15 protein-coding genes are annotated in these 14,923 nt (G+C 67.9%); 9 read left to right on the top strand and 6 right to left on the bottom strand.

Going from position 1 to position 14,923, the window contains the following annotated elements:
• Positions 1-65: 65 nt before the first annotated feature.
• Both glyS and AAHM44_RS17305 read right to left on the bottom strand, forming a co-directional pair.
• Positions 66-2,180 carry a glycine--tRNA ligase subunit beta gene (gene glyS, locus AAHM44_RS17300; RefSeq protein WP_342250764.1) on the bottom strand — a complete coding sequence of 705 codons (2,115 nt, stop codon included), beginning with the start codon at positions 2,178-2,180 and terminating at the stop codon, positions 66-68.
• Complete coding sequence (locus AAHM44_RS17305) at positions 2,177-3,070, bottom strand: glycine--tRNA ligase subunit alpha (RefSeq protein WP_342250765.1); 894 nt, start codon at positions 3,068-3,070, stop codon at positions 2,177-2,179. The genes glyS and AAHM44_RS17305 overlap by 4 nt, the downstream gene beginning before the upstream one ends.
• Before the next feature lie 81 nt (positions 3,071-3,151).
• Between AAHM44_RS17305 and AAHM44_RS17310 the strand changes: the two genes are divergently transcribed.
• The 5 genes from AAHM44_RS17310 to pth all read left to right on the top strand — a co-directional run bounded on the left by AAHM44_RS17310 (position 3,152) and on the right by pth (position 6,542).
• On the top strand, positions 3,152-4,051 hold the full coding sequence (locus AAHM44_RS17310) for a TraB/GumN family protein (protein WP_342250766.1): 900 nt from the start codon (positions 3,152-3,154) through the stop codon (positions 4,049-4,051).
• Positions 4,052-4,231: 180 nt separating this feature from the next.
• Positions 4,232-4,561: an ArsR/SmtB family transcription factor gene (locus AAHM44_RS17315; protein ID WP_342250767.1), complete on the top strand. Its 330-nt coding sequence runs from the start codon at positions 4,232-4,234 to the stop codon at positions 4,559-4,561.
• Positions 4,558-5,034: an SRPBCC family protein gene (locus AAHM44_RS17320; RefSeq protein WP_342250768.1), complete on the top strand. Its 477-nt coding sequence runs from the start codon at positions 4,558-4,560 to the stop codon at positions 5,032-5,034. The genes AAHM44_RS17315 and AAHM44_RS17320 overlap by 4 nt, the downstream gene beginning before the upstream one ends.
• Positions 5,035-5,268: 234 nt before the next feature.
• Positions 5,269-5,889, top strand: coding sequence for a 50S ribosomal protein L25/general stress protein Ctc (locus tag AAHM44_RS17325; RefSeq protein ID WP_269572691.1), 621 nt, complete (start codon positions 5,269-5,271; stop codon positions 5,887-5,889).
• Positions 5,890-5,972: 83 nt separating this feature from the next.
• A complete protein-coding gene (gene pth, locus AAHM44_RS17330) occupies positions 5,973-6,542 on the top strand; it encodes an aminoacyl-tRNA hydrolase (RefSeq protein WP_269572692.1) in 570 nt (189 codons plus the stop codon).
• Positions 6,543-6,603: 61 nt separating this feature from the next.
• Here the strand turns inward: pth and AAHM44_RS17335 are convergent, their stop codons facing one another.
• Entirely contained in the window at positions 6,604-6,999 is a 396-nt protein-coding gene (locus tag AAHM44_RS17335) for a MerR family transcriptional regulator (RefSeq protein WP_269572693.1), read from the bottom strand.
• Positions 7,000-7,075: 76 nt separating this feature from the next.
• Here AAHM44_RS17335 and AAHM44_RS17340 point away from each other — a divergent pair, with 76 nt between their 5' ends.
• Together AAHM44_RS17340 and AAHM44_RS17345 are read left to right on the top strand one after the other, a co-directional pair.
• Positions 7,076-8,056, top strand: a complete 981-nt coding sequence (locus tag AAHM44_RS17340; RefSeq protein ID WP_342250769.1) for an aldo/keto reductase — start codon at positions 7,076-7,078, stop codon at positions 8,054-8,056.
• A gap of 86 nt (positions 8,057-8,142) precedes the next feature.
• The gene (locus AAHM44_RS17345; protein ID WP_269572695.1) at positions 8,143-8,583 is read left to right on the top strand and encodes a GFA family protein; all 441 of its coding nucleotides are present in this window, start codon (positions 8,143-8,145) and stop codon (positions 8,581-8,583) included.
• Between the two features lie 36 nt (positions 8,584-8,619).
• Here the strand turns inward: AAHM44_RS17345 and AAHM44_RS17350 are convergent, their stop codons facing one another.
• On the bottom strand, positions 8,620-9,807 hold the full coding sequence (locus AAHM44_RS17350) for a JmjC domain-containing protein (protein WP_342250770.1): 1,188 nt from the start codon (positions 9,805-9,807) through the stop codon (positions 8,620-8,622).
• A 187-nt stretch (positions 9,808-9,994) separates the two neighbouring features.
• Positions 9,995-11,020: a transferrin-binding protein-like solute binding protein gene (locus AAHM44_RS17355; RefSeq protein ID WP_269572697.1), complete on the bottom strand. Its 1,026-nt coding sequence runs from the start codon at positions 11,018-11,020 to the stop codon at positions 9,995-9,997.
• 269 nt (positions 11,021-11,289) lie between these two features.
• Between AAHM44_RS17355 and ychF the strand changes: the two genes are divergently transcribed.
• Positions 11,290-12,387: a redox-regulated ATPase YchF gene (ychF, locus tag AAHM44_RS17360; RefSeq protein ID WP_184168997.1), complete on the top strand. Its 1,098-nt coding sequence runs from the start codon at positions 11,290-11,292 to the stop codon at positions 12,385-12,387.
• Positions 12,388-12,434: 47 nt separating this feature from the next.
• Positions 12,435-13,535: a DUF4272 domain-containing protein gene (locus AAHM44_RS17365; RefSeq protein WP_342250771.1), complete on the top strand. Its 1,101-nt coding sequence runs from the start codon at positions 12,435-12,437 to the stop codon at positions 13,533-13,535.
• Positions 13,536-13,542: 7 nt separating this feature from the next.
• On the opposite strand, the gene AAHM44_RS17370 is transcribed toward AAHM44_RS17365, so the two are convergent.
• Positions 13,543-14,862, bottom strand: coding sequence for an acetamidase/formamidase family protein (locus AAHM44_RS17370; protein WP_342250772.1), 1,320 nt, complete (start codon positions 14,860-14,862; stop codon positions 13,543-13,545).
• Between the last annotated feature and the right edge of the window lie 61 nt (positions 14,863-14,923).

Genomic DNA, 14,923 nt, shown 5'->3' on the forward strand with positions numbered 1-14,923 from the left:
CCCCCCCCCCCCCCCCCCCCCCCCCCCCCCCCCCCCGGGGGTCAGCTATGGAGAATGCTCCCGGATCAGCCCTCGATCTTCGAGAAGTCGGCGACGTTGTTCACCGCGTCGCGGATGCGGGCGAGCAGGCTAAGCCGCATCTCGCGCTTGAACTCGTCGGGATCGACCACGGTGACATCGTCGAAGAACTTGTCGATCGGCGCGCGGAGCGAGGCGAGCGCGGCCATCGCCGCTTCGTAATCCTCAGCCTCTACCGCGGCTTCGGCCTTGGGCTCGGCAGCGTCGAGAGCTTCGCGCAGCGCTGCTTCGGCGGGCTCGGCCTCATAGATCTCGTTGTCCGCGACTTCGCCCGGTGCCCAGGCTTCCTTCTTGAGGATATTGGCGGCGCGCTTGTAGCCGGCGAGCAGGTTCTTGCCGTCCTCCGAGGTGACGAAGGACTGGAGCGCCTTCACCCGGGCGAGCAGGCGGACGAGATCATCCTCGCCGCCGAGCGCGAACACCGCGTCGATCAGGTCGTGGCGGACGCCGGCTTCCTTCTGCTGGACCTTGAGGCGGTCGGCGAAGAAGTCGAGCACATCCTTGCTGACCGACTTGGTGAGCGGGAAGCGCAGGCCATTGTCGAGGATCAGCGCGATCACACCCAGCGCCGAGCGGCGCAGCGCGAACGGGTCCTTGGAGCCGCTGGGCTTCAGGTCGACCCCGAAGAAAGACGTGATGCTGTCGAGCTTGTCCGCCAGCGCCACGGCCACTGTCACCGGCGCGGCGGGGACGTCGTCGCCCTGGCCGACCGGCTTGTAGTGATCGCGGATCGCTTCGGCGACGGCGGCGGGTTCGCCCTGGGCGGCAGCGTAATAGCCGCCCATCAGGCCCTGGAGTTCGGGGAACTCGCCGACCATGCCGGTGACGAGATCGGCCTTGGCGAGGCGCGCCGCGCGCTCGGCCATATCCGCCAATTCCGTCATCCCGGCGGAAGCCGGGATCTCGTGCGGCTCCTGTCCCGCGCCATCGCCTGAGACCCCGGCTTTCGCCGGGGTGACGATATTGGATTCAACCAGCCAGCGCGCCAGCTTCGCGACGCGGTCGACCTTGTCGGCCACCGTGCCCAGCTTCTCGTGGAAGACGATCTTCTCGAGCTTGGGGGTGAGGTCCTCGAGGCGGGTCTTGAGGTCGGTCTCGTAGAAGAAGCGCGCGTCCGAAAGGCGAGCGGCGAGGACCTTCTGGTTGCCCTCGACGATCTTCTCGCCACCGTCCGCCGCGTCGATGTTGGCCACGCAGACGAAGGCGTTGGCGAGCTTGCCCGCATTATCGCGGCAAACGAAATACTTCTGGTTCACGCGCGCGGTGAGCTGGATCACTTCGGGCGGCACGTCGAGGAAGGCTTCGTCGAAGCGGCCGAGCAGCGGCATCGGCCATTCGGTGAGGCCGGCATTCTCGTAGAGCAGCCCCTCATCCTCGATCAGCGTCAGGCCCGCCTTTTGCGCAGCCATCTTGGCGCCCAGCGCGATGATGTTGCGGCGCTCGGCACCGTCGACGATCACGTGGCAGGCGCGCAGCTTCTCGATGTAATCGGCGGCCGAGCCGATCGTGATCCCGCCCGGGTGGTGGAAGCGGTGACCGACCGTGACCGAGGCGCTCTTCACCCCGGCGATCTCGACCGGGACCAGCTTGTCGCCGAGCAGCGCGATGATGCCCTGGAGCGGACGCACCCAGCGCAGGCTTTCGGTCGAGGAGGAGGCAGCGCCCCAGCGCATCGACTTGGGCCAGGGGAAGGCGGTGATCGCGCTGGTGATCGCGCTGGCGAGCACCGAGCCGGCGACGATGCCGGGGCGGTCGATCACCGCGAACAGCACCTTGTTGCCCTTGCCGTCGTCGCGCTCGACGAGCTGCTCGCGAGCAAGGCCGGTCGAGCGCAAGAAGCCCTCGATCGCCTGGGCCGGAGCATCGGCGCGGGGCCCCTTGCGCTCCTCGCTGGCGGCAGCGGTCATCGCCGCGACGCCGCGGACGATCAGCGCGAGGCGGCGCGGCGTGGCGTAGCTCTCGATGCTGGCGAACGGCAGGTTGAGCGCGTTCAGCCGCGCCTCGAACAGCGCCGCCAGATCGGCGCGCGCCTTTTCCTGCATGCGGGCGGGAATTTCCTCCGAGCGGAGTTCGAGCAGGAAGTCTTCGGTCACGGCAGTCATACCGTCCACTCCGGGTATTTGGCTTGCCAGGTGGGCGTCATGTGCTGAATCCACGCTTCGCAGCTGCCCTTGGCGAGGTCGCGCACGCGGCCGATATAGGCCTGGCGCTCGGCGACGGAGATCACGCCGCGGGCCTGGAGCAGGTTGAACAGATGGCTGGCCTCGATCGCCTGCTCATAGGCGGCGATGGGCACGTTGTTCGCGAGGCAATTCTCGCATTCGGCCACGGCCTTGCGGAAGCCCTCGAACAAAGTCTCGGTGTCGGCGACCTCGAAATTGTACTTCGACATCTGCTTCTCGTTCTCGAGAAACACGTCGCCATAGCTCACGCCCTGGTCGTTGAAGGCGAGGTCGTACACGCTGTCGACATTCTGGATGTACATCGCCAGGCGCTCGAGCCCGTAGGTGAGCTCGCCGGCGACGGGCTTGCAGTCGAAGCCGCCCATCTGCTGGAAATAGGTGAACTGGGTCACCTCCATGCCGTCGCACCAGACTTCCCAGCCCAGGCCCCAGGCACCGAGCGTGGGCGATTCCCAATCGTCCTCGACGAAGCGGATGTCATGCTTGGTGAAGTCGATACCGATCGCGGCGAGGGAGCCCAGATAGAGGTTCTGCAGGTCGCTCGGGCTCGGCTTCAGGATCACCTGATACTGGTAGTAATGCTGGAGCCGGTTCGGGTTCTCGCCATAGCGGCCGTCGGTCGGGCGGCGGCAGGGCTGGACGAAGGCGGCGTTCCACGGCTCGGGGCCGAGGGCGCGCAGGGTCGTCGCCGGGTGGAAGGTGCCCGCGCCCATGCGCATGTCATAGGGCTGGAGGATCACGCAGCCCTTCGCCGCCCAATAGTCATGGAGCGTGAGGATCATGCGCTGGAAGCTGAGAGGCTGTGCCATAGGCCTGCGCTTTGGCGTCTCCTCTCCTGACGGTCAATGCCGGTGCTGGATCGTGCAGGCTTTCGCGGCTACCGCTTCGGGATGACCGGTAGCCAAGTGATCCGCCGCCTGATCCCCGCGCTGATGGCGCTAACCCTTTGGGGCTGCGGGCAGAAGGCGCCTGCCCCGGCCGAGAAGGCCGATCCGGCTTTGTGGGTGGCCAAGGACCACGACACCACCATCTACCTGTTCGGCACCGTCCATGTCCTCAAGCCCGGCATCAACTGGTTCCAGGGCGGGCTCAAACAGGCGTTCGACAAGGCCGACACGCTGGTGCTCGAACTGGTGATGCCGCCCGATGCCGAGATGCAGGCGATCGTCGCCGAGTTGGGCACCGCCGCCGGTGGCCCGCCGCTGACCGAGCAGCTGCCCGCCGCCGAGGCCGAGAAGATGCGCGCGGCGCTGCCCAAGTTCGGCATGGCACCCGATTCGCTCGACCGGGCCGAGCCGTGGCTGGCCGCGACGCTCCTGTCGGTGCTGCCGCTCAAGCAGCTGGGATATGACGACAAACAGGGCGCCGAGCTGACCCTGACCAATGCCGCCAAGGCCGCGGGCAAGAAGCTGGAGGGGCTGGAGACCGCACGCCAGCAATTGGGGTATTTCGACGCCCTGCCCCTGCCCGCCCAGCGCAAGCTGCTGGTCGAGACGATCGACGATTTGCCCGAGGCCGGGACCAAGATCGACCAGGCCGTCACCGCCTGGCGCAAGGGCGACGCCGATGGGCTGGCCCGGCTGGTCAATGCCGACATGGCCTCCGCCCCCGAGGTGACCGAGGCGCTGCTCGTTCGCCGCAACCGCAACTGGGCCGACTGGATTTCCCAGCGAATGCAACAGCCTGGCACGGTGTTCGTCGCCGTGGGAGCCGGGCATCTGGCCGGCGATGCCAGCGTGCAGGCGGAGCTGGCGAAGCGCGGGCTGAAGGTGGAGCGGGTGCGGTATTGAGGCGCCGGACAGGCTCCTGAAATACCACCCTCATCCCCGCGCAGGCGGGGATGACAACCCCTTTGGGCCCCTTTTGGCGACCAGACGCACCAGACGCCCAAGTGCGCAAAGGTTGCGCGGTTGCTTGACTCCGGCCCGATTCATATTTAACCAATAGGTTATATATCCAAAAGGTTAGATATGGACGCCCTGAGCAATACCTTCGCCGCCCTGGCCGATCCCACCCGCCGCGCGATCCTGGCGCGGCTGGCGCTGGGAGAAGCCAATGTGGGCGAGATCGCCCAGCCCTTCGCGATCAGTGGCCCGGCGGTGACCAAGCATCTCAAGGTGCTCGAACAGGCCGGGCTGATCTCGCGCAGCCGGGTGGCGCAACAGCGCCCCGCCAGGCTGGAGCCCGAGGCGCTCAGGGCGGCGAGCGAGTGGCTGGGCGAATATCGGCGGTTCTGGGACGCGAAGTTCGATGATCTGGACGCCTATCTGGCGAAACTGCGGACGGGAGAGACGGAATGAACGCGAATGTTGGCATTGGCCGGGAAGTGACGATCGACCGCGTCTTCGCGGCCCCGCGCGAACTTGTCTTCGATTGCATGACCCGAAGCGAACATCTCGAAAAATGGTGGGGCCCGCACGGGTTCGACGTGCCGTTCTGCGAGAGCGATGCCCGCCCGGGCGGCAGTGTCCGCATCGATATGCGGGGCCCGGAACCGTACGGTACCAACCCGGTGCAGGGCGAGTTCGAGGTGGTCGACCGGCCCGAACGGCTGGTGATGGTGCTGCGCGGCTTTCCCTGCGAGGACGGCAGCTGGGGGATCGAGCACCGCACCACCATGGTCTTCACCGACGCGCCCGAAGGCGGCACGCGCATGCAGATGTCGACGGTGGTGCTGCAGGTGAGCGAGGCGCTGCTGCCGGCGCTGGACGGAATGCGCGAAGGGTGGAGCCAGAGCTTCGAGAAGCTGGAAACGCTGCTGCGCCAACTTTAGGGACCAGTGCGCATCATCCCGGCGAAGGCGGGAATCCATTCAGGCTGACGGTGCGGCGCTTTCCGCACGTTCAGCGGCAATGGATCCCCGCCTTCGCGGGGATGGCGGTTATGGGATGCATGGCGACTCTCCTTGCTTTCCCCTGCCCCCTCCGCTATGCGCGCGCCTTCCGTGCCAGGGTCATCCCTGGAGGCCTGGCCGGATTGAACTAACTTTAGCTGATTGGAACGACACATGAGCGATACGCTTACGCTGTCGGCCGAGACGCGCGAGCAGGTTGGCAAGGGAGCCTCCCGCGAGCTTCGTCGTAATGGCCGCGTCCCCGCCGTAATCTACGGCAACAAGCAGGACCCGAAGAGCATCCACGTCGAGGAGCGCGAGCTCTATCGTCTGCTGATGACCGGGCACTTCTTCAATTCGGTCGTCATGATCAATGGCGAGCGCACCCTGCCCAAGGACGTGGCTTTCGACCCCGTCACCGATCGTCCGGTGCACGCCGACTTCCTGCGCATCAGCGAGCACGCGACCGTGCACGTGAACGTGCCGATCGTCTTCACTGACGAGGAAGAGGCCCCCGGCCTGAAGCGCGGTGGCGTCCTGAACGTCGTCCGTCACGAGCTCGACCTGGTCGTCGACGCCGCCGAGATCCCCAGCGAGATCACCATCTCGCTCAAGGGCCTCGAAGTCGGCGATTCGCTGCACATCTCGGCAGTGACCCTGCCGAAGGGCGCGACCTCGGCGATCACCGACCGCGACTTCACCATCGCGACCGTGGTTGCTCCGTCGGCGCTCAAGTCGAGTGAAGGCGACACGACCACGACCGAAGCGGCCGAAGGCGAGGAAGCCGGCGAGTAATCGCCCCTTTTCGAACTACGGCTTCAAAAAATCGCCTCCGCATCCTAGGTGCGGAGGCGATTTTCGTTTGAGCAGGAATTGAGATGCAGCTGTGGGTCGGCCTGGGCAATCCGGGCCCGCAATATGCGATGCACCGGCATAATGTGGGCTTCATGGCGGTGGACGCCATTGCCGAGACCTATGGCTTCACGCCCGAGAAAAAGCAGTTCCAGGGCTGGACCCGCGAAGGGCGGATCGGCAGCGAGAAGGTGGTGCTGCTCAAGCCGGGCACCTTCATGAACGAGAGCGGCCGATCGGTGCGCGCGGCGATGGACTTCTACAAGCTCACCCCGGAAGACGTGACGCTGTTCCATGACGAGCTCGACCTGGTGCCGATGAAGGTGAAGGTGAAGCGCGGCGGCGGCACCGCGGGGCATAACGGCCTGCGCTCGACCGACAAGCATCTGGGGCCGGACTTCCGCCGCGTGCGGATCGGCATCGGCCATCCCGGGCACAAGGACCGGGTGCACGGCTATGTGCTGGGCAACTACGCCAAGAACGAGCTCGACCCGCTCGCCGACATGCTCGGCGCGATCGCCGCCGAGGCGAGCTGGCTGGCGGCGGGGGACGATGTGCGGTTCATGAACGACGTGGCGATGCGACTGCAGGATTGATTGCCGCCAGCGGTTGTCGATGCAGCGGGACCCCGGCTCAAGGCCGGGGGGACCGAGATCGTCAGCAGAGATAGTCGGCCAGTTCCGGGGCGTCGCCCGGCTGGCCTGCCTCCACCCAGGCGAGCTTGCCGGTGAGGAACCCCAGCGCGGTATCGATGGCGGCGCGCCGCTCCTCCAGCCGCGCGATCTGCTCGCGCAATATCTCTGCGGTCCGTTCGGGCGAGCCGGCGCCCGCGCGATATTCGGCATTGAGATCCGCGATCTCGCGCAGCGAATAGCCCAGCGATTGCTGGAGCCGGATCATCCGCGCCGCCGTAACCTCCGCCCGGCCGAAGAGCTGATAGGGATTGGAGCCCCCCTTCGCGCTGCGCTCCGGCCGCAACAGGCCCTTGGAGACATAGAAGCGGACCGTCTCGGGAGACAGGCCGGTTACACTGGCGAATTGCGAGATCAGCATCGGAAAAGCGCCTTGACCCTGTACTAAGCTACGCACTTATGGGCGGGGCTCCTCGAAATTTGGAGTCCTTTCCGCCATGACCCCTCCCCCTTCCCTGCCGCAGTTGCGCCTGGGCGCCGATGGCCCGCTCATCGGGGCGCAAGGCCTTGGCTGCATGGGCATGAGCGAATTCTACGGCGCGACCGATGAAGCCCAGGCCCGCGCCACGCTGGAGCTGGCGCTCGAACGCGGCGTCACCCTGTTCGACACGGCGGACATGTATGGCCTGGGCGCGAACGAGAAGTTCCTGGCGCCCTTCCTGCGCGCGCATCGCGGCAAGGCGCTGATCGCCACCAAGTTCGGCTATGCCCGCACCGTGGAACGGCCCGATGACTGGAGCCTCGACAATCGTCCGGCCTTCATCCGCACCGCGGTCGAGAACTCGCTGCGGCGGCTCGATGTGGAAGCGATCGACCTCTACTACATGCACCGGCGCGATCCCGCCGTGCCGCTGGAGGATTCGGTGGGGGCGATGGCGCGCCTCGTCGAAGAGGGCAAGGTGCGCTGGCTGGGCCTGTGCGCGGTAAGCGCCGGAGAACTGGAGGCGGCCCATGCGATCCACCCCATCGCCGCGCTGCAATCGGAATGGTCTGTCTTCACCCGCGGGATCGAGGCCGAGGTCGCGCCGGTCGCCGCCCGGCTGGGCGTGACGCTGGTGCCCTATTCGCCGCTGGGGCGCGGGATGCTGACCGGCCGCGACTTTGGCGCCGCGCTGGCAGCGGGGGATGCGCGCCAGCATTTCCCGCGCTTCTCGGCGGACAATCTGGCGGCGAATGCGCGGCTGGTGGCGGAGATCGAGCAGCAGGCCGACGCGATGGGCGCGACTCCGGCGCAACTGGCGCTGGCATGGCTCCACGCAAAGGCAGCGGCGCTGGGCGTGAAGGCCGTGCCGATCCCCGGCACGCGCAGGCCCGCCCGGCTGGAGGAAAACCTGGCCGCGCTGGCGCTGCATCCGCCCCGGGAGGCGCTGGACGCCCTCGATACGCTTGCCGATGCGGTGCAGGGCATCGCGATCTGAACAAATCCGCCGGGAGAGCCGGTTGTGCCTTGCCTCAGGAGCATGGCCGGCTATCCCCGCGCTCCATTTCATCGAAGAGGAATTTCATGCCGGTCACCGGAGGATGCCGCTGCGGCGCCGTACGCTACACGATCGATCTCGAGGCACTGCCGCTCAGCTATGCCTGCCATTGCCGCGACTGCCAGACCTGGAGCGGCGGCGGCTTCGCGCTGCACGCGCTGCTTCCCGAGACGCTGGTGACGATCTCCGGCGAGGCTGCCGATTTCCGGATCGGGGCGGACGAGGCCATGGCATCCGAGCATATCGGCTGCCCGGCCTGCATGACCCGCATCGCCAATCGCAACAGCGCGGTGCCGGGCATGGTGATCCTGCGGGCGGGAACGCTGGATCGCAGCGACGAACTCACCCCGGCCGCGCATATCTGGACGAGCCGCAAGCAGCCCTGGCTGGACATCGGCGACACGCCGCACTTCGCGGAGACACCCAGCCCCGCGCAATTCGCGCAGGCGCTCGGCCTGGGCCAGTGACGGGGTGATCGGCCGGCGGCCCGCGCTCGCGGCCGATCAGAGCTCCGGCCGATAGGGCTGGAGCAGGCCCAGCCGGACCAGCTGGGCGAGCAGCGCGCCGATCTCGGCTTCGGGGTGATGCGCAAAGCGGGCGCGGAGCTCCTGGACGCTGACCGCCGGGCGGGACAGCGCATAGTCCGCGGCATCGGCGATCGGGCCGAGCGGCTGGTCGCCGGCGCCGGTGCGCAATGACGCGCCGGTCTCCAGCCAGGCGACCGAGGCGGCGCGATCGGTGCGCGCGTAGAAATCGAGCATCGGCCGCTCGGGCAGCGCGAGGTCGCGGCCGGAGGCTGCGAGCTGGCGCTGGCGGAGCGTCACTTCCTCGAGCAGCGCGCGGCTGCGCGCGAGCTCCGACAGCCGCGCGCCGAGGGCCGCGAGCTGGCCGGCCAGCGCCTGTCCGTCCTGGGCGCGGGCATCGGCGAGATAGGCGCGGAAGGCCGGCTCGCGCAGCGCCATGTCCTGGAGCAGCTCGAACAGCAGCTTGCCCGAATGCGGGGTGATGCCGAGCGTGAGGTGGAGCGATTCGGCGGAGCTGGCCAGCGCATCGTGGAAATAGCCGCGCGGGATATAGAGCACGTCGCCGGGGCGCAGCGTGACGTCCATCAGCACCGGCCCCTTGGCGGCATCGATCCGCGCCTGGGCATCGTCGCCGGTCAGCGGCTCGAGCGGGTTCTCGGCGCGATTGGCATAGATCCGCCAGCGCTTCTCGCCGACGCAGTGGATCGCGAACACCTCGTGCAGGTCGCAGTGCGAGGCGAAGGCCTGGATGCCCTGGAAGGAGCAATAGAGATTGGCCTCGACCCGCGCCGAGAATCGCCGGGCGAGCGCATCGGTGAGCGCGCGGATCTCGGGCGCGACCTGCTCGACCGCATCGGCGACCAGGCTGGCGCCCATCGCCAGGAACATCTCGACCTTGGCCGGATCGGCGAACCGGCGGGTGCCGCCGCGGCCGGGAACCGCGTCCATGTAGAAATCAGGCGCGACCGGCGCGCTGTTGAGCAGCAGCTTGATATGCTCCGGCCCCCAATGGGTCCGCACGCCGAGCAGCTGGTTGAGCCGTTCCCAGCCGATGACGGCCGCGCGGTTCGATCCCGCGGGCGCGGGAATATGGACCGGCTTGCGGCCCCAATAATCGGCAAGGAAGTGCTCGGGCGCCAGCGGCGCGATCAGCTCGGCGAGTTCCACCGGTGCACGCTAGCGGGTGCGGGCGCCGTTTGTCGATGGCGCTGGCGCTGGTGGCGATCTCGGTCGGCGCGTTCGACGCAGAAGAAGCGGGACCCAGGGTCGAGCCCGGGGTGACGGAGAAAGGGGCACAAACAAAAGGGGCCCCGGCGAACCGGAGCCCCTTTCCTGTTTTCGCGACGTTGCCGGCTTACTTCTTGCCGACGACCACGCCGATCAGGCGCTGCTGGGCGCCGCCGATCGTGCCCGAGGCCGAGAAGACCACGCCGACCTGCTCGCCCTGCGAGCCGAAGAAGCCACCCGCCAGCGTGCCGGTGAGCGGGCTGGTGTTGGTGAAGCTGCCGGTCCACTGGTTCTGGCCGACCGGGATCGCGCCCTGGGCAGTGAAGTTGGCATAGGCGACCGGGGTCCCGCCGCCGGCCGGGATGGTGCTGAGCGTGAAGGTCATGTCGACCACGCCGGTGGCGAAGTTCACGCTGGTGGTCACCGTGCCGCTGACCTTGTTGATCGCGGTGCTGGTGCCGCTGGTGCTGACCAGACGGCCGGTCATGCGGCTGGTGTACGACACGGTGCCGGTGGTCGGCATGTCCGACGTCGCGGTCGAGAAGCCCCAGGCGGTGTAGGCGAGGCGCTTCTGGCCCGCGGTCGAATCGCCGCGCCACCAGTTGGCCCAGCTGACGCGGCTGAGCGCCAGAGCGGTGTCGCTGGTCGGCCCGACGCCGGTGCTCGACACGGCGGTGACCACGTTGTTGAGATACTCGACCTGGTCGAACTTGCCCGCGGTGGTGGTGTCGTCGCGGCGGAAGACGAACTCGGTGTTGGCCGGGACCGCATTGGCGGAGAGCGTCGCGGTGCAGGTCTGGCCGGTCGGCACGCAGAAGCGCGCTTCCTCGGTGTTCTCGCGCATCACATAGGTGCCGGTCGCGATCGCGGTATCGGTGGCGAGGCGCACGCGGCTCGACAGCGTTTCGGTGTTGGCGGCGCCGAGGGTGACCGCGCTGGTCGCCGGATCGCCGGTGTAGCTGGTCGCGGCGCTGAAGGTGTAGAACTCGGTCGGCGCGGTCAGCGGGAAGCTGGCATAGGTCGGCGACGCGGTGGGCGTCGGGGTAGGCGTGGCGGTCGGCGTCGGAGTCGCGGTCGAGCTATTGCCGCCACCGCAGCCCGACAGTGCAACCGTCGCGGCAAGCGCGCTCATGAACATGTGACGGCGAATCATTCCCTGCTCCTCAAAACACACGGGCACCGAAAGGGGTTTGCCCCTGTACCCCAGATGAATGGCCCTCAGTCAAGCCATGCCGGTTCCGGCTAATCCGGACCCAATACGGCGCTTTGAGGGCCTTGGAAAACGAAACCGCGCATGTCGGTGTTCGTCCTCCGTCGTGACGGAGACGGAGCCGCGGCGGACGTTCCGCAAGCCCGTGCTGGCAAAAGCGGCGCTTTGCCTCTATCGGGCGCCTTTCCCCAATTCACTGGAACAGGCTTCACATGGGTTTCCGCTGCGGCATCGTCGGGCTTCCGAACGTTGGCAAGTCCACGCTCTTCAACGCGCTGACCGAGACGGCGGCTGCGCAGGCGGCGAATTATCCGTTCTGCACGATCGAGCCGAATGTCGGCAATGTCGCCGTGCCCGATCCCCGGCTGAACAAGCTGGCCGAGATCGCCGGCTCGCAGAAGATCATCGAGACGCAGCTCGGCTTCGTCGACATCGCCGGCCTGGTGCGCGGCGCGAGCAAGGGCGAGGGCCTGGGCAACCAGTTCCTCGGCAATATCCGCGAGGTGGACGCGATCGTCCATGTGCTGCGCTGCTTCGAGAATGACGACATCCAGCATGTCGACAACAAGGTCGATCCGATCGCCGATGCCGAGACCGTCGAGACCGAGCTGATGCTCGCCGACCTGGAGAGCCTCGAGAAGCGCGTGCCGAACCTGCAGAAGAAGGCGGCGCAGGGCGACAAGGAGTCGAAGGTCGGCGCGAGCGTGCTCGGCCAGGCGCTCGACCTGCTGCGCGACGGCAAGCCCGCCCGCCTCACCGAGCCGAAGGACGCCGACGAGGAGCGCGTGTTCAAGCAGGCGCAGCTGCTCACCGGCAAGCCGGTCCTGTACGTGTGCAACGTCAACGAGGAAGACGCGGCGAACGGCAACGAACTGTCGGCCAAGGTGTTCGCCAAGGCCAAGGCCGAGGGCGCCGAGGCGGTGGTCGTCTCGGCGGCGATCGAGGCCGATATCGCGACGATGCCGGTCGAGGACCGCGCCGAGTTCCTCGGCGAGCTGGGGCTGGAGGAGACCGGCCTCGCCCGCGTGATCCGCGCCGGCTACAAGCTGCTGCACCTGCTGACCTTCTTCACCGTCGGCCCCAAGGAAGCGCGCGCCTGGACGGTGGACGAAGGCGCCACCGCGCCGAACGCCGCCGGCGTGATCCACAGCGACTTCGAGAAGGGCTTCATCCGCGCCGAGACGATCGCGTACGACGATTTCGTCGCGCTGGGCGGCGAAGCCAAGGCCCGCGAAGCCGGCAAGCTGCGCGCGGAAGGCAAGGCGTACATCGTCAAGGACGGTGACGTGATGCACTTCCTGCACAGTTGAGCGTTGGGCCCATCGCTATCCACTGAGAGGGGAATTCGATGGGCCTGTTGGACAAGTTGCTGGGGCGCGGCGCGGCCAAGTCCGAACCGGCGGCGCAACCGCTGCCGGCGGACGATGAGGGCGTGCTGGTCAACGCCTATGCCACCGTGCGCGACCTGCCGCCGCTGGGCTTCGCGCATGTATTGCACAACCGGCGCGACCTGTCCGATCCCGAGCTGGCGCCGCATCTCGACGGCTTTACCGGCTATGTGATGGGGCGCGGCGACGGCCAGATGACCATGACGCGCTATCATCTGTGGCGGCATATCCAGCGGGTGCGCCACCAGATCAGCTTCTCGGTGGCGGCCGACGCGTTCGGCGAGATCGCGCAATGGGCGCGCGACGCCAACGCCGTGTTCTTCCTGCCCGACGGTTCGGTGCGCGCGCCGGACGGGGCGGTGCTGATCGACGGCGCCGGTGCGAGCGATCCCGCCGCCGCCCTGCCCTACCAGCCCGACGCCGTGGCACGCCGCGAACACACGCTGGCGGCCCTCGCCGGGATCGAGCCGCGGCCGCCCGCCAGCATGCCGCCCGCGCTTGGCGAGGCCGAGGTGGTGCTGCGCCCGGCGGCGGCGGTGCTGCGGCGCGCGTTGGCGCTGACTTGCGTGGCAGTCCATGCCGAGAATCTGGGTGCCGGCGACGACGACATCCGCCCCCGGCTGCGCGAGGCGAACCCTGTCGGCATGGCATCGCTGACCCCGGAGGAAGCGGCCTTCCTCGAGGCCGACGCCCCCGATGCGCAGACCGTCAGCAAGATGGGCTGGCGCTACGAAGCGCTGAACACACTGCTCTGGGCGCTGGGCAATCCGGCCGGAAAACTCGACTCCAGCGACCAGATTGCCGATGCCGGCACGCTTGCACGCGCCGTGCTCGAGCTCGCAGAGGCACCGGCGGCCGATCCGCAGCTTCGCCCCGTTCCGGAGATCCTCGATGCGCTCGACCGGACCTGGCGCGCGCACTGGATCGTCCGGCAAGCACACCAGCAAGGAACGCAACCCGATGGGCTGAACCCCGATATCATCATGGAACGCCATGTCGCGCTCAACTGGCTGACCGGGTTCCAGCAGGCGCGCGGCACCGAATGGGACGATATCGACACGCCGAGCTGAGCGGCCCTCAGGGCGTCTTCGCGCCCGGCAGTGTGGCGAGGCGGGCCTTGGGGATCTTGAGGACCATGCCCGCGGCACGGCCCGGCACCGCGCTTACCCGATATTCGGCGGCGGTGCCGTAGATCTGGGCGATGTCGGCGGGCGACAGGCCGTACTCGGCCGACAGCCAGGCGAACATGCTCGACGAGGCGGTGCGGAATGACGCGTCGAGCGAGCCGTCCATGCCGATCGCGACGAGGTGGGTCGACGTCTCGATGCGGACCTGGCCGGCGCTCTTGCCGCGGACGAGATCGACTTCGACCTCGACGTCCATCGACGTCTCGAGCGCGTCGCCGGTGGTCTCGCCGTCGCCCTGCGCCGCATGCGCATCGCCGAAATAGAGCAAGGCGCCAGGCACCGCGACCGGGAGATAGACGGTTGTCCCCTCGCCCATCTCGTTGAAGTCCATATTGCCGCCGAACCGGCCGACATCGCCCGAGCCGGGCGCGGGCGAGCGGGCATCGACCGCGACGCCGATGCCGCCGAGCATCGGCCTAACCGGCACCCAATAGCCCTTGAGCGCATCGCCCGGCGCCTCGGGCATGGCGATGCCCTTGTCGCGGTCGAGTCGCCAGGGGACCGGCTTGCCCGTCCCCGCCAGGCGGACCGCGGTGCGCGCGTCCTGGCCGCGCTCGGTCATGCCGTTGGTACTGATCGCGGTATCGCGGTTGAGCCGGAGCTTGCGGATGCGGACGACCAGCGTGTCGCCGGGCATCGCGCCGTCGATATAGAAGGGACCGGTCTGCGGATTGCCGGGCGCGGCGCGGCGGACGCCGTCCGCATCGATGCCGGCGGCATCGATCGTGCTGGTGTGGATCGTGTCGCCCGGATTGACATGGAGCGCAGGCGGATTGGACGGCGAGAACTCCCGGTAGAAACGCGTCGGCACGAATTCGTGGCGCATCGCCGGCCGGGCCACGGGCTCGGACGGGCGCTCGGCGGTGAAGCTGAGGCGGTGCGGGATGCGCTTCGGCTCGGATCCGTCGACCAGCAGCATCTCGCCGGTGATCCGCCCCTTCACGAGCCGGGCGGTGACATCCTCCGAGCCGCCGACGCTGTCCCTGGCCAGGAAGCGTATCGCATCGCCCTTCACCGTGCCGGTGAGCACGTCGCCGGTCAGGTCGCCGGTGATCGTGGCGCCCTCCTGCTTGAGGGTGAGCGTCCAGACGGTGGGCGTGCCGAAATAGTCGACGGTGACGATCCAGCGCCCCGCGACCTGCTCCTGTGCCTGCGCTGCCGCCGGCATCGCGCAGACCAAAGCCGCCGCACTCCACAAACCACCCCGCATATCGCCCTCCCTGCGACTTCGTTTCGATGAAGCAATGGTTTGAAGACTGAACTTCAAATGA

This window comes from Sphingomonas sp. OTU376 (genome assembly GCF_038440415.1).
GTDB lineage: Bacteria > Pseudomonadota > Alphaproteobacteria > Sphingomonadales > Sphingomonadaceae > Sphingomonas > Sphingomonas kyeonggiensis_A.

Coding starts and splice junctions, on each gene's coding strand:
- glyS (WP_342250764.1), bottom strand. CDS start 2,180: ATGACTGCCGTGACCGAAGACTTCCTGCTCGAACTCCGCTCGGAGGAA.
- AAHM44_RS17305 (WP_342250765.1), bottom strand. CDS start 3,070: ATGGCACAGCCTCTCAGCTTCCAGCGCATGATCCTCACGCTCCATGAC.
- AAHM44_RS17310 (WP_342250766.1), top strand. CDS start 3,152: ATGACCGGTAGCCAAGTGATCCGCCGCCTGATCCCCGCGCTGATGGCG.
- AAHM44_RS17315 (WP_342250767.1), top strand. CDS start 4,232: ATGGACGCCCTGAGCAATACCTTCGCCGCCCTGGCCGATCCCACCCGC.
- AAHM44_RS17320 (WP_342250768.1), top strand. CDS start 4,558: ATGAACGCGAATGTTGGCATTGGCCGGGAAGTGACGATCGACCGCGTC.
- AAHM44_RS17325 (WP_269572691.1), top strand. CDS start 5,269: ATGAGCGATACGCTTACGCTGTCGGCCGAGACGCGCGAGCAGGTTGGC.
- pth (WP_269572692.1), top strand. CDS start 5,973: ATGCAGCTGTGGGTCGGCCTGGGCAATCCGGGCCCGCAATATGCGATG.
- AAHM44_RS17335 (WP_269572693.1), bottom strand. CDS start 6,999: ATGCTGATCTCGCAATTCGCCAGTGTAACCGGCCTGTCTCCCGAGACG.
- AAHM44_RS17340 (WP_342250769.1), top strand. CDS start 7,076: ATGACCCCTCCCCCTTCCCTGCCGCAGTTGCGCCTGGGCGCCGATGGC.
- AAHM44_RS17345 (WP_269572695.1), top strand. CDS start 8,143: ATGCCGGTCACCGGAGGATGCCGCTGCGGCGCCGTACGCTACACGATC.
- AAHM44_RS17355 (WP_269572697.1), bottom strand. CDS start 11,020: ATGATTCGCCGTCACATGTTCATGAGCGCGCTTGCCGCGACGGTTGCA.
- ychF (WP_184168997.1), top strand. CDS start 11,290: ATGGGTTTCCGCTGCGGCATCGTCGGGCTTCCGAACGTTGGCAAGTCC.
- AAHM44_RS17370 (WP_342250772.1), bottom strand. CDS start 14,862: ATGCGGGGTGGTTTGTGGAGTGCGGCGGCTTTGGTCTGCGCGATGCCG.